Genomic DNA, 16,214 nt, shown 5'->3' with positions numbered 1-16,214 from the left:
CATAGCCCTTTATAGCTAAGGGACAATAAGAAATTCGGCACAAAAAAAGCGAGCCCAAATTTTGACTCGCTATTTCGACTTTCACTGCTTGTTCAAACAGTATGCACCGTTTTGCGGCGGTTCCTGAACTCGCACTAAAAAGTGCTCCCAGGCACCCGCACCCACCCCTCCATCAAAATCCTCGCACTGCGACTCATAATGGCCTTGGTAGCAGTCCACTGCCCATTGGCGATTTCTGCTTCCGCACCGACCCGCAAGGTGCCGGACGGATGACCGAAGGTCACGGCATTGCGCTCCCCTCCCCCCGCGGCCAGATTTACCAGTGTGCCGGGGATGGCGGCGGCGGTGCCGATGGCCACTGCCGCGGTGCCCATCATGGCGTGGTGCAGTTTGCCCATGGACAGGGCACGCACCAGCAAGTCGATATCACCCGCAGCCACTTCTTTGCCACTAGAGGCGATATAGCCCTTGGGTGCCGCGACGAACGCGACCTTGGGGGTATGCTGGCGAGCGGCTGCCTCTTCTACCTTTTCGATCAGGCCCATCTTCAGCGCGCCGTGGGCGCGGATGGTTTCGAACATGGCCAGGGCCTTGTCGTCACCGTTGATGGCCTCCTGCAGTTCGGTGCCGGTGTAACCGATATCCGCGGCGTTGACGAAAATGGTCGGGATGCCTGCGTTAATCATGGTGGCTTTAAGGGTGCCGACGCCGGGCACTTCCAGATCGTCCATCAGGTTGCCGGTGGGGAACATTGCTCCGTCCCCATCCGCCGGGTCCATGAATTCGATCTGCACTTCGGCCGCCGGGAAGGTGACGCCGTCCAGTTCGAAATCACCGGTCTCCTGCACTTCCCCATTGGTGATGGGGACGTGGGCGATGATGGTTTTCTTGATGTTGGCCTGCCAGATGCGCACGGTGCAGATGCCATTCTCTGGAACCCGCGCCGCATCGACAAAACCGCTGTTGATGGCGAAGGCACCGACGGCGGCGGTGAGGTTGCCGCAGTTGCCGGACCAGTCTACGAACGGCTTGTCGATGGAGACCTGGCCGAACAGGTAATCCACGTCGTGACTCGGCTGCTCGCTTTTGGACAGGATGACGGTTTTGCTGGTGCTGGAGGTGGCTCCGCCCATGCCGTCGGTCTGTTTGCCGTAGGGGTCGGGGCTGCCGATTACGCGGAGCAGGAAGTTGTCTCTTGCTTGGCCTGGGGTTTGAGCGGATTCGGGGAGGTCTTGGAGGCGGAAGAAGACGCCTTTGCTGGTGCCGCCGCGCATGTAGGTGGCTGGGATACGTATTTGGGGGGCGAATTTCATTTTGCTTCTCGCGAAAATGGCGGATGCGCTGCGCTTATCCGCCCTACGGTTTGGTTCTTTCGCCATCCCGGACTTGCCCCGAGGTCCAGTGCTTCGATCCTCTGGATACCGGATCGAGTCCGGTATGACGAGGGTTTTTACTGGATGCCGGATCAAGTCCGGCATGACGAGGTATTCTGGATCCCGGATCGTGTCCGGGATGACGAGGGTTTGGTTTAGGCGTTTGCTTCGGCTTCGAGGAAGTCGTTGGCGAAGCGTTGCAGTACGCCGCCGGCGTCGTAGATGGAGACTTCTTCGGCGGTATCCAGGCGGCATTTCACCGGTACTTCTATGGTTTCGCCGTCTTTGCGGTGAATGAGAAGTGTGAGTGTTGTGCCTGGGGTGCGCTCGCCGATTACGTCGAAGGTTTCGGTACCGTCGATGCCCAGAGTCTCGCGCGTAGTACCCGGCTGGAACTCCAAAGGCAGCACACCCATGCCGATGAGGTTGGTGCGGTGAATGCGTTCGAAGCCTTCGGCCACGATGGCTTCGACACCGGCGAGGCGCACGCCCTTCGCCGCCCAGTCGCGGGAGGAGCCCTGGCCGTAGTCGGCGCCGGCGATAATGATCAGCGGCTGCTTGCGGTCCATGTAGGTTTCGATGGCTTCCCACATGCGGGTGACTTTGCCTTCCGGCTCCACGCGGGCGAGAGAGCCCTGTTTCACGGCACCGCTTTCATCGCGCACCATTTCGTTCAACAGTTTCGGGTTGGCGAAGGTGGCGCGCTGGGCAGTGAGGTGGTCGCCGCGGTGGGTTGCGTAGGAGTTGAAGTCCTCTTCCGGCAGGCCCATTTTCGCCAGGTATTCACCGGCGGCGCTGCTGGCCAGGATCGCGTTGGACGGCGACAGGTGATCGGTAGTGATGTTGTCACCGAGTACTGCCAGCGGGCGCATGCCTTTCAATGTACGCTCACCGGCGAGTGCGCCTTCCCAGTATGGCGGGCGGCGGATGTAGGTGCTCTGTGGGCGCCAGTGGTACAGCGGCTCGCCCTTCTCTGCTTCCGCTTTATTGAGATCGAACATCGGGATGTAGACCTCGCGGAACTGCTCGGGCTTCACGCTCTGTTTGACGATCGCGTCGATCTCTTCGTCGCTCGGCCAGATATCTTTCAGGGTCACCGGGTTACCGTCTTTGTCGTGGCCCAGTACATCTTTCTCGATATCGAAGCGGATGGTGCCGGCGATGGCGTAGGCAACGACCAAGGGCGGCGAAGCCAGGAAGGCCTGCTTAGCGTAGGGATGGATACGACCGTCGAAGTTGCGGTTGCCGGACAGTACGGCGGTGGCGTACAGGTCGCGATCGATCACTTCTTTCTGGATTTTCGGGTCCAGTGCGCCGCTCATGCCGTTACAGGTAGTGCAGGCAAAAGCGACCACGTCGAAGCCCTGTTGCTGCAGTTCCGGCAGCAGGTCGGCTTCTTCCAAGTACATTTTTACGGTCTTGGAACCCGGTGCCAGGGAGGTTTTTACCCAGGGCTTGCGGGTCAGGCCGAGCTTGTTGGCGTTGCGCGCGATCAGGCCTGCGGCAATCATATTGCGCGGATTGCTGGTGTTGGTGCAGCTGGTAATCGCGGCGATGATCACCGCACCGTCCGGCATCTCGCCTTCTTTCTCTTCCCACTCTTTGGCAATACCGCGGTTCGCCAGTTCGGAGACCGGCAGCAGTGCGTGCGGGTTGGAAGGGCCTGCGAGGTTGCGGCCTACAGCAGAGAGGTCGAATTTGAGTACGCGCTCGTATTCAGCATTCTTCAGGCTATCTGCCCAGAGGCCGGTTTCTTTCGCGAACTTTTCTACCAGGGCTACCTGCTCGTCATCGCGGCCGGTGAGCTTCAGGTAGTCGATAGTCTGTTCGTCGATGGCGAACATGCCGGCGGTGGCACCGTATTCCGGGGTCATGTTGGCAATGGTGGCGCGGTCGCCCAGGCTCAGGCTGGAGGCGCCTTCGCCGAAGAATTCGAGATACGCACCTACTACGCGCTCGCGACGCAGGAATTCGGTCAGGGCCAGAACCATGTCGGTACCGGTGATGCCGGGGCGCAGTGTGCCGGTCAGCTCGACGCCGACGATGTCGGGCAGGCGCATGTAGGAGGCGCGGCCGAGCATCACGCTTTCGGCCTCTAAACCGCCCACACCTACGGAGATTACGCCGAGCGCATCCACCATCGGGGTGTGGCTGTCGGTGCCGACGCAGGTATCCGGGAATACCACTGTGCTTCCGTCTGGGCCCTCTTTTTTCTGCACCACCGGAGACATTTTCTCCAGGTTGATCTGATGCATGATGCCGTTGCCGGGCGGGATGACGTCGACGTTTTCAAACGCGGTTTTGGTCCAGTTGATGAAGTGGAAGCGGTCTTCGTTGCGGCGCTCTTCCACGGCGCGATTTTTCTCAAACGCGTTTTCTTCAAAACCGGGGTGTTCGACAGCCAGGGAGTGGTCGACGATCAACTGGGTGGGCACCACCGGGTTTACTTTGGCGGGGTCACCGCCCTTCTCTGCGATCGCATCGCGCAGGCCGGCGAGGTCCACCAGTGCGGTCTGGCCGAGAATATCGTGGCAGACGACGCGCGCGGGGAACCAGGGGAAGTCGAGGTCCCGTTTGCGCTCGATGATCTGTTTCAGGGCTGCGGTGAGGTTTTCGGGTTCGCAGCGGCGTACCAGGTTCTCCGCGAGGATGCGGGAGGTGTACGGGAGTTTTTCGTAGCTGCCCGGCTGGATGTTTTCGACGGCTTCGCGGGTGTCGAAATAATCGAGGTCTGTGCCGGGAAGTTTTTTGCGGTATTCGGTGTTCATCGTATATCACCCGTTCGGGTTGATTGGTGCTTGATGTTCTTTACCCGTCATCCCGGACTTGATCCGGGATCCAGTGCCCGCGTTTGGGGGAGCTGGATTCCGGCCTTCGCCGGAATGACGGGAAGGCCGGAATGATGGGCATTTCTTTCGTCATCCCGGACTTGGTCCGGGATCCAGTGCCCGCTGGTGGTTCAGGGGAGCTGGATTCCGGCATGCGCCGGAATGACGGGGTACAAATTAGCGATCGGAAATTGGGGTTACCTTGCGCAGTTCCGGGCCGGTGTATTCCGCGCTTGGGCGGATGATGCGGTTGTCGGCGCGCTGTTCGAATACGTGGGCGGCCCAGCCGGTTACGCGGCTCATCACGAAAATCGGGGTGAACAGCTTGGTGGGAATACCCATGAAGTGGTAGGCGGACGCGTGGAAGAAGTCGGCGTTACAGAACAGCTTCTTCTCGCGCCACATGACTTCTTCGCAGCGTACGGATACCGGGTACAGTACGTCGTCGCCAACATCGGCGGCCAGTTTCTCGGACCACTGCTTGATGATGGCGTTGCGCGGGTCGGATTCGGTGTAGACCGCGTGGCCGAAGCCCATGATCTTTTCTTTACGCTCGAGCATGCCCATCAGTTCTTTTTCTGCTTCGTCGGCAGAAGAGAAACGCTCGATCAGTTCCATGGCGGCTTCGTTGGCGCCGCCGTGTAGCGGGCCGCGCAGGGAGCCGATGGCGCCGGTGATGCAGCTGAACAGGTCAGACAGGGTGGAGGCACATACGCGCGCGGTGAAGGTGGAGGCGTTGAACTCGTGCTCTGCGTACAGGATCAGGGAGACGTTCATTACCTGTGCGTGCAGGTCGTTGGGCTTTTCGCCGCGCAGCATGTGCAGGAAGTGGCCGCCGATGGAGTCGTCATCGGTTTCGGTTTCGATGCGCACGCCCTCGTGGCTGTATCGGTACCAGTAACAGATGATGGATGGGAATGCAGCCAGGAGACGGTTGGCGCGGTCCTGCTGCTGGTCGAAGGACTCTTCGCCTTCCAGATTACCGAGCATGGAACAGCCGGTGCGCATCACGTCCATGGGGTGTGCGTCAGCGGGGATGCGCTCGAGCACTTCGCGGAGGGCTACGGGCAGGCCGCGCATGGTTTTCAGGGTGCCCTTGTAGTCGTTTAACTGGGCCTGGGTGGGCAGTTCGCCGTTGAAGATCAGATAGGCGACTTCTTCGAACTCGCAGTTTTCTGCCAGGTCTTTTACGTCGTAACCGCAGTAGGTCAGGCCGGAGCCGGATACGCCTACGGTGGACAGTGCGGTTTTACCGGCTACCTGGCCGCGCAAGCCTGCTCCGCCAACTTTTTTCTCTGCCATCTCTAATTCCCCTATCAGTTTGCGTTTTTGGTTCGTCATGCCGGCGTATGCCGGTATCCAGTTCGGTGCCTGTCGACAACCTCTGGCTGGATCCCGGGTCGAGCCCGGGATGACGCTGGGTTTGTTGTTCGTCATGCCGGCGCATGCCGGTATCCAGTTCGGTGCCTGTCGACGACCTCTGACTGGATCCCGGATCGAGCCCGGGATGACGCTGGGTTTGTTGTTCGTCATGCCGGCGAATGCCGGGAACCAGTTCGGTGCCTGTCGACGACCTCTGACTTGATCCGGCATCCAGGTTGGTGGTTCTTGTCTGCCTCCGCTCTGGATCCCGGCATGCGCCGGGATGACGGTAGGTGGATCGATTACTTCTTGAAGAGTGCGTCGAGCTTGTCTTCAAACTCGTGGTAGTTCAGGTAGTCGTAGAGTTCCGCGCGGGTCTGCATGGTGTCGACAACCGCCTGCTGGTCGCCGTTTTGCAGGATGCTGGTGTAGACGTTTTCCGCGGCCTTGTTCATGGCCCGGAAGGCGGACAGCGGGTAGAGGACCATGTCGGCACCGGACTCGCCCAGCTCGGCTTTGTTGTACAGCTTGGTTTTACCAAATTCGGTGATGTTGGCGAGGATCGGGACGTTCAATGCGTCTTTAAAGGCGCGGTAGTGTTCGAGTTCGGTCACGGCTTCGGCGAAGATGCCGTCGGCGCCGGCTTCGATGCAGGCCTGGGCGCGGTCGATGGCGGCTTCCAGTCCTTCCTGTGCGAAGGAATCGGTGCGGGCCATGATGAAGAAATCGTCGTCATCGCGGGCATCTACTGCGGCCTTGATGCGGTCGACCATTTCCTCTTTGGAGACGATCTCTTTGTTCGGACGGTGGCCGCAGCGCTTCTGGGCTACCTGATCTTCGATATGTACCGCAGCGGCGCCGGCGCGGATCATTTCTTTGATGGTACGCGCGATATTGAATGCACCACCCCAGCCGGTGTCGATATCTACCAGCAGCGGCAGGTGGGTGGCGGCGGTGATGCGGCGTACGTCTTCCAGCACGTTATCCAGGCTGGTCATGCCCAAGTCCGGCAGACCGTAGGAGGCATTGGCCACACCGGCGCCAGACAGGTAGATGGCCTGATGGCCGATACGCTCCGCCATGATGGCGGTGTAGGCGTTGATGGTGCCGACAACCTGCAGTGGCTGGTTGTCTTTCAGGGCCTGACGGAAGCGTGCGCCGGCGGATTCTGGTCTGCTCATAACTGCCTCTTCTCTGGTAATTTTCGCGTTAATTCTGCTGGGAAAGCTTGTTTTCGATATTGCTGCGCGACGCACGGATATGGCGGCGCATCAGGATTTCTGCCAGTTCACCATCCCCTGCTTCGATGGCTTCGATGATGTGGCTGTGTTCGCGGAAGGCGCGGTGCGCGCGGGGGCTGGCCATGCCGAGCTGATAGCGGTACATGCGCACGCGGTAATAGAGTTTGTTACACAGGGTGTCGATCAGCAGATCATTGTGCGACGCCTGCACAATCCGGAAGTGAAAGTCGAAATCCCCTTCCGGCTGGTAGTAGGCGGTGCCCTTCTTCAGTTCTTCCTGCTGTTCGTGGCGGTTGAGCATCTGGCGCAGTTCCACCAGGTCTTCTTCGCTGCGGTTCTCAGCGGCAAGGCGGCAGGCCATGCCTTCCAGGGCCTCGCGCACGTCGTAGATTTCCAGCAGGCCGCGCTCGGTGAGTTCCACTACCCGTGCGCCCACATTGACCTTGCGCTCGATCAGGCTGAGGGACTCCAAACGCATCAGCGCTTCCCGCAGGCTGCCACGGCTGGCGTCGAAGCGACGGGCCAGCTCCGGTTCGCTGATCTTGCTGCCCGCGGCAATTCGACCTTCGACGATATCTTTACGCAGTGACAGGAACAGTCGGTCAGCCAGGCTCTGAGTACCGCGGGCGGGTTTGCCCGCGGGTGCGTTGGATGCTTCCCCTTGTCGCGCTGATGCCGCGAGGCCGGACGTGTCGCTCGGCTGGTGTTTGGCGGATTCCATCGTCATCACTATCCCGATTCGAGTGCCGGTATATGCCGACCAAGATTGTCGACACTTTTTAGTTTGAAGCAGGATATTTGCCCACCTTTTCCGCGTCAACCGCAAATTGTGTCAACATTTTGTCATTTAGCGACTGACTCGCAGGTCACTGACTTTAGAGCTGAACTTGCCGACAATAAGGACGGATCTGGAGGGATTAGAGCGGAACCCGGGTACTTCGTGGGGTTCGGGCCAGGAATGGTAGTCTTGAAATAGCGATATGGGCATAATAGCGCCCGCGCCGGCCCAGGGCCGCGCCAGCGGAATCTATGCTGAACACTCTATCCTTATAAAGTATCGGCAATTGAACACCAGATCCGCCGCTTATGTAGTACCGGTGACCCGACCGGACCCAATTTCGAGAGTACCGAGCAGAACGACATCATGCCTAAGAGTATTATCAGGCGCTGGCTGCCAACTCCCGAACAGGTGCGCGCCAATAACGGCCTGAAGTTCCTTGGCACCCTGCTGCACGACCCCAACCTGTTCCACCTGAACCGCCATTCGGTGTCGGTGGCCTTTGCCGTTGGGATCTTTACCAGCTTCCTCCCCCTCCCCGGCCAGATGCTGATCGCCGCACTGCTGGCGCTGTGGTTCCGCTGTAATCTGCCGCTGTCCATGGCTCTGGTATGGATCAGCAACCCGGTCACCATGCCGGCGATTTTCTATAGCGCTTACAAGCTTGGCGCATGGATACTCGGCACCCCGCCCATGCAATTCAAGATCGAGCTGTCCTGGGAGTGGCTTACGGAAGAAGTCGGGCGTATCTGGTTGCCGTTGTTTTCCGGCTCCCTGATTTTCGCGATCTTCTTTGCCACCGCCGCGTACTTTGCGATGCAGGCCATCTGGCGCTGGCAAGTGGTGAAGCGTTGGAAAGCGCGCCTCGCTCAACGTAAATCCCAACTCGACCAAAGCTGAAAAACAGTCACAGATTTACTCTCGCACCTCCGCCCCGCGTCACACATTGTTTTCTTATTCCCCTCCTTTTCCACCCGAACGTCCCTTTCTTCTGACTTGTTTCCATTAAATATTCACCGCCACTCAAACAGAATTTTATTCGGAAAAAGTATCATGATTTTGACGTAGTTCTCGAAAAAGTCGAACTGGTCAACCAATTATTTCAATTTCTCGGGATTTTAATTGACGAACGATTTTTCGTTTCAGTAATGTAAATATCGATCAGGCCTTATCCACATAATAACTATTGGCTTGATCGTTATTGCAATGACCACATTCGTGGTTTCGTAGTTTGTAATAATTTCTTTAATGAATTTCATCGCGCGGCACACTCTCTAGGCGAGCTTCCTCCAAAAGCTTGTCCGTGGGTTCGTGCGCGCTGTGAAAAACAATAATGCAAGGAATTATGTAATGAATGTGCAGAAATACTCGCCTATGAAATTGGCGGCTGCGCTGTTGCTTGCTTCGCAAGCGACAGTGAGTTTTGCTGCTGATCCTGTGGGTGTCACTGCGTCTAGCGATGATGGCAACACACCTGAAAATACTCTCGACAACAACCTCTCTACACGCTGGTCCGCGCAGGGTGACGGACAGTGGATCCGATATGACCTCGGAACCAGTTACACCGTCGAAGCGCTTCAAATTGCTTTGCACAAAGGCGATCAGAGAACCGCGACACTGGATATTCAGACCTCTGCCGACGGCAGTAGCTGGCAGACGGTTTTCTCCGGCGATCAGCCTTCCAGCACCGCCGCGTTGCAGACATTTGATGTGACTGATAGCAGCGCGCGTTACGTGCGCATTGTGGGTTACGGCAACAGTTCTAACGACTGGAACAGTATCAGTGAAGTGGACATTACCACCTCCGAAGATGACCCCGGTGATCCGGGCGATCCCGGGTGCCCGGCCTGTGAGCCTGCGGTGGTCGCCACTGCGAGCAGCGATGACGGCAACGGTCCGGAAAATGTCCTGGACGATGACCTGGGCACCCGCTGGTCCGCAGATGGCAGTGGCCAGTGGCTGCAACTAGACCTGGGTCAGTCGCAGGTAGTGGGCAGTGCAAATATTGCATTCTACAAGGGAGATCAGCGCACCTCGTCGTTCGATATCCAGACCAGTGACGATGGTTCCGTTTGGGAAACCGTACTTTACGGCGGTGTCAGCAGTGGTAATTCCACTGCGCTGGAAAACTTCTCTCTGTTTGAAACCGAAGCGCGCTACGTGCGCTACGTGGGTTACGGCAACAGCTCAAACTCCTGGAACTCACTAACTGAAATGAACGTCAGTGAAGAGAACGGCAACACCGATCCAGTGGGCGGTGGAAGCAGCAGTAGTAGCAGCGGTGGCAGCAGCAGCGGTGGCTCCGGGAACTGTGAAACTTCCAGCACCGGAAGCAGTGTGACTGTGGGCTGCCTGGAGTATGGCTCTGGTGGCACTCTGCCTCTGGCCAACCTGGACCCATCCGCCGATCCCGATGAAAACTTTGATCTGAGTAAATGGAAAATCACCTATCCGGATGCCAGTGAGGAGTACCCGCCGCAGGTCAGTGCGAATGAGTTCTACACCGATCCGGCAACTGGCGCCATGGTATTCCAGTGCCCCAACAACGGCGGTTCCACCTCCAACTCATCGTATTCCCGCAGTGAACTGCGTGAGATGTTGAACCAGAGTGCGGGAACCACCAGCTTGGGCAACAACTGGGTAATTTCCACCGCTTCCAGCTCTGACCAGAGCGCTGCTGCGGGCGTGAATGGCAATATGAAAGCCACCATCTCTGTAGACCGCGTGTCCGACACCTACGACTCCGGTTCTGAGTGGCGTGTGGGCCGCGTTGTTGTCGGTCAGATTCATGCGTCTGACAACGAGCCGTTCAAGGTGTACTACCGCAAACTGCCTGGGCACACCAAGGGTTGGGTATACATGGCCTATGAAGATTCCGATACGGAAATCTTTATTCCATTGTTTGGTGAATCCGGCACCAACGAGTACGGCCTGACCTCTACCGTTGAGCCGGTAGAAGACGGTATCGAACTTGGCGAGAAGTGGGGCTATGAGGTCAACGTCGAAGGCCGTGAAATGACCGTGACAGTGACCAAAGCCGATGGCACTTGGGCACGTCAGACCATTTTCTGGGCTGAAGAGTACAACGACGACTGGTTCTACTTTAAAGCCGGTTCCTACAACCAGAACAATGGTGGCGACAGCGACGATTACGCCCAGGTTTCCTTCTACAACTTTGAGGTTACCCACGACGGCGATAGCGGCTCTTCCAGCTCCAGTTCTGGCGGCGGTTCTTCCAGTAGTTCTTCTGGCAGCTCTTCCGGCGGTTCCTCTGGTGGCTCCTCTTCCGGTTCCGGTTCTGTTCCGTCTGACCTGATGGAAAACTGTAACCAGTGGAAGATCACCTACCCCACCGGTGAAGAAGATAAAACCTTGTGCGGCGAGCCCAACAACGAGTACTTCTACGTAAACGATGCGGGCGACGGTATGGTGTTTTACGCTCCGATTCGTACCGACAACGGCACCACGCCAAACTCCAGCTACATCCGTTCGGAGCTGCGTGAGCGTGAGCCCGACGGCAGCAAGGATGTTTACTGGACCACCGATGGTCAACACATCGTGTACGTGAAGCAGGCAATCACCCATCTGCCGATGGTGAAAGATCACCTGGTAGCAACGCAGATTCACGGCAATAAAAGTGAAGGTATCGATGACGCTATGGTCTTGCGACTGGAAGGCGATCACCTGTTCCTGAGCTTTAACGGCGGCAAACTGCGGGATGATCTCACCATCAAAACCGGCTACCAGCTGGGCACCACTCACGAAATTATTTTCGAAGTAGTGGATGGCCGGCACTACGCCTATTACAGCGAAGACGGCAACCTTGCCAACGCCTTCCTATCTGGCAATGCCGACCAGTACCTGGTGCGTGACGGTTCCAACGACTATGTGATGGATCGCAGTTACGGGGACGCCTACTTCAAGATCGGTAATTACACGCAGAGTAATGCTGATCGCGAAGGAGATCTGGCGGATCACCCGGACAACTACGGTGAAGTAGTTGTTTATGATTACTGGATTGACCACCAGTAAGTGACGTGCCCCCCGCGTAGCGGGGGCACTTTTTCCGTATCCCGGGCTCAGCCCGGGATACCCCTTCTCACCCGTTTTACGAACTAGGTCTCAATTTTTTATTTCCCGCCGTTTTACCAGTGCTCGTAAACGACCAGTCCCACGCACCCACTTGGTACTATCCTCCCAATTAATATTTGATGTATTTCCCCGAAAAAAACCATTTATTAGACGCGAGTCACCTTTCTTACCAACTGGTCAACCAATTCAGAGAATTTGTCAGAATTTTCATTGACGAAGGTTTTTTCACTTCACTAATGTAGCCAGCGATTAAGCCACTCGAATCCATCCTGAGCTGACTTGATCGTTTTTACAAAAGCCACAAATGTGGTTTCGCAGTTTGTAAAAATTTCTCCATAAAACAATTGCGTCACATTTCATAGGTGAACCTGAGCGTTCATCGGTGGGATTGTGCGCGCTAAAAAAACCCAAAGGGAATCAAAAATGAACGCGCGAAAATGGTTGCCAACAAAATTGGCAACGGCGGCTCTAGTGTTTGCTTCACAAGCAGCGATGAGCCAAATCGTAGAACCAGTAAATGTTACTGCTTCGAGCCACGACGGGAACAAGCCCGAAAATACGCTCGACAATAATTTATCCACTCGCTGGTCAGCCGAAGGTGAGGGTCAATGGATCCAGTATGATCTGGGTAAGTACTACACCGTCGACTCGCTGGAAATTGCCTTTTTCAAAGGTGATGAGCGTACAAGTACCATTACGATTCAGACTTCCATTGACGGAAGTAACTGGAAAACCGTGTACGACGATGAGCAGCCCTACAGCTCTGACGAGCTGCAAGGTGTCGAAGTTTCCGACTCCTACGCGCGCTATGTACGCATTGTTGGCTACGGTAATTCGGCCAACGCTTGGAACAGTATCAGCGAAGTCGATATCCTCACTACCGGCGGCAGCGGTTCTGATGATCCCGGTGATGAAATTGAAGATCCCGGCTGTACTGCCTGTGTACCCGAGATAGTCGCAACCGCCAGTGGTAGCGAAGCGGAAAACATCGCGGCCAACGTCCTGGATGATGACCTGGAAACTCGCTGGTCTGCCGATGGCAGTGGCCAGTGGCTGCAGCTGGACCTCGGCAAAAGCCAGACAATCGGCAGTGTTGACATCGCCTTTCACAAAGGCGACGAGCGCAGCTTTTCATTTGACATCCAGACCAGTGATGACACTTCCAGCTGGCAAACCGTTCTTTCCGGCGGTGTAAGCAGCGGCGACACGGCTTCCTGGGAAAGCTTCTCACTGTTTGAAACCGAAGCGCGCTATGTACGCTATCTCGGTTATGGAAACAGCGATAGCTCCTGGAACTCGCTGTCTGAGATCCGCATCAGTGAAGACAACGGTCACTCCGACCCGATCGGCGGTGGGAGCAGCAGTAGCAGCAGCGGTGGCAGCAGCGGAAGCGGAAGCAGCGGCGGTAGCAGTGGTGGTTCCTCCGATTGCGATACCTCCAGCTCCGGCGACAGTGTTACTGTGGGCTGTCTCGTTTACGGTACCGATGGCACTCTGCCGTTGGCCAATCTGGATCCTTCCGCAGACCCTGATGAAAACTTTGATTTGAGCAACTGGAAAATCACTTATCCGGATGCCGATGAAAAGTTCCCACCAGAAGTAAGTGCCGATGAGTTTTATACCGACCGCGACACCGGCGCCATGGTATTTCAGTGCCCGAATAACGGCGGTTCTACCTCCACCTCCTCTTACTCCCGCACCGAGTTGCGTGAGATGCTGAACGAAAGTGCAGGCACTACCAATCTCGGCAATAACTGGGTCATTTCCACCGCCTCCAGCTCCGACCGCAACGCCGCGGGCGCTGTGGACGGCAACATGAAGGCCACGGTTTCTGTAGACCGGGTATCCGACACATACGACTCCGATTCCGAGTGGCGTGTGGGTCGTGTGATTGTTGGCCAGATTCACGCCTCGGATCACGAGCCCTTCAAACTGTATTACCGCAAACTACCGGGCCACACCAAAGGCTGGGTCTATATGGCCTATGAAGACTCCGATACTGAAGTATTCATCCCGCTGTTTGGTGAGTCCGATACCGACAAGTATGGTCTGACCTCTACGGTGGAACCGGTGGAAGACGGTATTGCCCTGGGTGAGAAATTTGGCTACGAGGTCAATGTGGAAGGCCGTGAAATGACGGTAACCGTGACCAAGTCCGATGGTACCTGGGCGCGCCAAACCGTTTTCTGGGCCGAAGAATACAACGATGACTGGTTCTACTTTAAAGCCGGTAACTACAACCAGAACAATGGTGGTGACAGCGACGACTACGCGCAGGTTTCCTTCTACAACCTGGAAGTGTCACACGATGGAGACAATGATTCCGGCTCCAGCTCTGGTGGAAGTTCGTCCAGTAGCTCTTCCGGTGGCTCTTCCAGCTCTTCAGGCAGTTCGTCCGGTGGCAGCAGCGGTGGTTCTTCCGGCTCCGCAACCGTTCCATCTGACCTGATGGAAAACTGCAACCAGTGGAAAATCACTTACCCCGACGGTGGGGAAGACAAGACTCTGTGTGGTGAGCCCAACAATGAGTATTTCTTCCTGAACGAAGCCGGCGACGGTATGGTTTTCCGCGCACCGGTTCGCAGTAACAATGGCACTACGCCGAACTCGGATAACATTCGCTCAGAGCTTCGCGAGCGTGTGGCCGATGGCAGCAAGGATATTTACTGGACCACAGACGGCCAGCACATCGTATATGTGGATCAGGCGATTACCCATCTGCCGATCGTGAAGGATGAGCTGGTTGCCACACAGATCCACGGCAACAAGGACGAGGGCATTGACGATTCTCTGGTTGTACGTCTGGAGGGCGAGCATCTGTTCCTGAGCTTTAATGGTGGCAAGCTGAGAAGCAATGTCACTATTAAAGAGGACTACAAGCTCGGCACCCGTCACGAGGTGATCTTTGAGGTTGTGGATGGCAAGCACTACGTCTACTACAGCGAAGATGGCAATTTGAATGAAGCATTCCTGTCAGGTAATGCAAGCCAGTATCTTGTAAAAGACGGTTCCAACGATTATGTGATGGATCTGGACTACGGAGATGCCTACTTCAAGATTGGCAACTACACCCAGAGTAATCCCAAAGAGGAAGGTGACTACACCGATCATCCGGACAACTACGGTGAAGTGGTTGTTCACGATTTCTGGGTAGATCATCAGTAAATAATGTGCCCCCGGCCACGGGGGCATTTTCGTCATCCCGGGCTTGCCCCGGGAGCCAGTACTTCGATTCTCTGGATGCCGGACCCAGTCCGGCATGACATATTAGAAGTCCTGTCGCAGTGCGGCCGCTGGCTGCACGCGACTTGCCTGAAGCGCGGGATAGAGCGTTGCAATCAGGCTCAGCAGGAAGCCGGCACCGACCACCAGTGCCACATCACCCCACTGCAACTCAGATGGAAGATAATCTACCGGATACACATCGGACTTGAGGAACTGAATACCAAACAGGGACTCCAGCCCCGCTACCGCATCGGTGACCACCAGTGAGCCAAGCACACCGAGCGCACCGCCCACCAGCACACCCACCAGACCAACCAAAGCACCCTGACTGACGAACGTCAGCAGAATCTCCTTGGTACTCGCCCCCATGGTACGCAGAATTGCGATATCGCCATGCTTGTCGATCACCACCATTACCAGAGTGGAAACTACGTTAAATGCAGCAATCGCAATAATCAGGAAGACCAACAGACTCACGAGATTGCGCGACATCTGGATCGCCTGGTAAAGATTGCCGTGGGTACCAGTCCAGTCGTTGCCGTAATAGCCCTCGACCGGGAGTTGATGCAGCAGGCTCTGGAATACGGAGAAGGAACGCAGCATATCCTGCATTCGCATCTGCACACCGGCTCCCCCTGCCCCACCGGCGAGGGATTGCGCCTGCGCCCAGTCCACAATGGCCAGGGAATGATCCAGTGCGGTACCGGAATGGAAAATATCGACAACCTTAAAACCGGCAAGTTGTGCTGCGGAACGACCGCCACTATTCCCACTGGCACTCTGGGGCACGATTACAGACAGTTGCTCGCCCACACCGATTTCCAGTTTATCGGCAATGCCTTTACCGAGAATTATGCCGGGCTCGGCGGGGTCACTGGTCAGTGCAGCAAAACTACCCGGCTGTAAAAAGTCGCCGATCGTCGACACATTGACGATAGTTTCCGGATTTACACCCTGCACCAGCAACGGTGTTACTTCCAATCCGCTTTTTGCAAGCCCATTCACCTGCCACACTTCCGCGGCGGCGGTAATACCGTCGGCAGCGGCAATCTGGTCCCGTACCGCGGTCCAGTTGATATCCGGGTTGGTGTTGTAGACGGTGGCATGGGGCATGATGCCGAGAATCCGCTCGCGCAACTCGCGGTCAAACCCGTTCATCACCGACATGACAATGACCATCAATGCCACACCGAGAATCAGCCCGATCATGGAAAGGCCGGATATAAACGACACCAGACCGGCGGAGTCTTCGTCGCTGCGCTGGGCGCCTGCGTACCGCAGACCGATAAAGGCAGGTAAAGGTTTGAACATTATT

Annotated in this window: 9 protein-coding genes; 3 read left to right on the top strand and 6 right to left on the bottom strand. The window is 56.6% G+C overall.

From position 1 onward, the window contains the following. Positions 1 to 134 precede the first annotated feature (134 nt). The 5 genes from prpF to AAFH99_RS10150 form a co-directional block, all read right to left on the bottom strand. Positions 135 to 1,313 carry a 2-methylaconitate cis-trans isomerase PrpF gene (prpF, locus tag AAFH99_RS10170; protein ID WP_043318050.1) on the bottom strand — a complete coding sequence of 393 codons (1,179 nt, stop codon included), beginning with the start codon at positions 1,311 to 1,313 and terminating at the stop codon, positions 135 to 137. A gap of 215 nt (positions 1,314 to 1,528) precedes the next feature. Continuing rightward, on the bottom strand, positions 1,529 to 4,141 hold the full coding sequence (gene acnD / locus AAFH99_RS10165; RefSeq protein WP_406827669.1) for a Fe/S-dependent 2-methylisocitrate dehydratase AcnD: 2,613 nt from the start codon (positions 4,139 to 4,141) through the stop codon (positions 1,529 to 1,531). 237 nt (positions 4,142 to 4,378) lie between these two features. Continuing rightward, on the bottom strand, positions 4,379 to 5,503 hold the full coding sequence (gene prpC / locus AAFH99_RS10160) for a 2-methylcitrate synthase (protein ID WP_043318052.1): 1,125 nt from the start codon (positions 5,501 to 5,503) through the stop codon (positions 4,379 to 4,381). A 362-nt stretch (positions 5,504 to 5,865) separates the two neighbouring features. Then, positions 5,866 to 6,744 (bottom strand): methylisocitrate lyase, encoded by an 879-nt coding sequence (gene prpB, locus AAFH99_RS10155; RefSeq protein ID WP_043316456.1) that lies wholly within the window; start codon positions 6,742 to 6,744, stop codon positions 5,866 to 5,868. Positions 6,745 to 6,772: 28 nt separating this feature from the next. Beyond that, positions 6,773 to 7,525, bottom strand: coding sequence for a GntR family transcriptional regulator (locus AAFH99_RS10150; RefSeq protein ID WP_081847910.1), 753 nt, complete (start codon positions 7,523 to 7,525; stop codon positions 6,773 to 6,775). A gap of 423 nt (positions 7,526 to 7,948) precedes the next feature. On the opposite strand from AAFH99_RS10150, the gene AAFH99_RS10145 reads away from it, so the two are divergent. From AAFH99_RS10145 to AAFH99_RS10135, 3 genes are all read left to right on the top strand, one after another. Further along, complete coding sequence (locus tag AAFH99_RS10145) at positions 7,949 to 8,482, top strand: DUF2062 domain-containing protein (protein ID WP_043318055.1); 534 nt, start codon at positions 7,949 to 7,951, stop codon at positions 8,480 to 8,482. A 450-nt stretch (positions 8,483 to 8,932) separates the two neighbouring features. After that, the gene (locus AAFH99_RS10140) at positions 8,933 to 11,614 is read left to right on the top strand and encodes a polysaccharide lyase family 7 protein (RefSeq protein ID WP_406827668.1); all 2,682 of its coding nucleotides are present in this window, start codon (positions 8,933 to 8,935) and stop codon (positions 11,612 to 11,614) included. Between the two features lie 552 nt (positions 11,615 to 12,166). Further along, positions 12,167 to 14,839 carry a polysaccharide lyase family 7 protein gene (locus AAFH99_RS10135; RefSeq protein ID WP_406827667.1) on the top strand — a complete coding sequence of 891 codons (2,673 nt, stop codon included), beginning with the start codon at positions 12,167 to 12,169 and terminating at the stop codon, positions 14,837 to 14,839. A 102-nt stretch (positions 14,840 to 14,941) separates the two neighbouring features. On the opposite strand, the gene AAFH99_RS10130 is transcribed toward AAFH99_RS10135, so the two are convergent. Next, a complete protein-coding gene (locus tag AAFH99_RS10130; protein WP_043316459.1) occupies positions 14,942 to 16,210 on the bottom strand; it encodes a lipoprotein-releasing ABC transporter permease subunit in 1,269 nt (422 codons plus the stop codon). Between the last annotated feature and the right edge of the window lie 4 nt (positions 16,211 to 16,214).

It is taken from the genome of Microbulbifer sp. ARAS458-1 (assembly GCF_045348205.1).
Classification (GTDB): Bacteria; Pseudomonadota; Gammaproteobacteria; order Pseudomonadales; family Cellvibrionaceae; genus Microbulbifer.
This window is presented reverse-complemented; position numbering and strand designations above follow the sequence as displayed.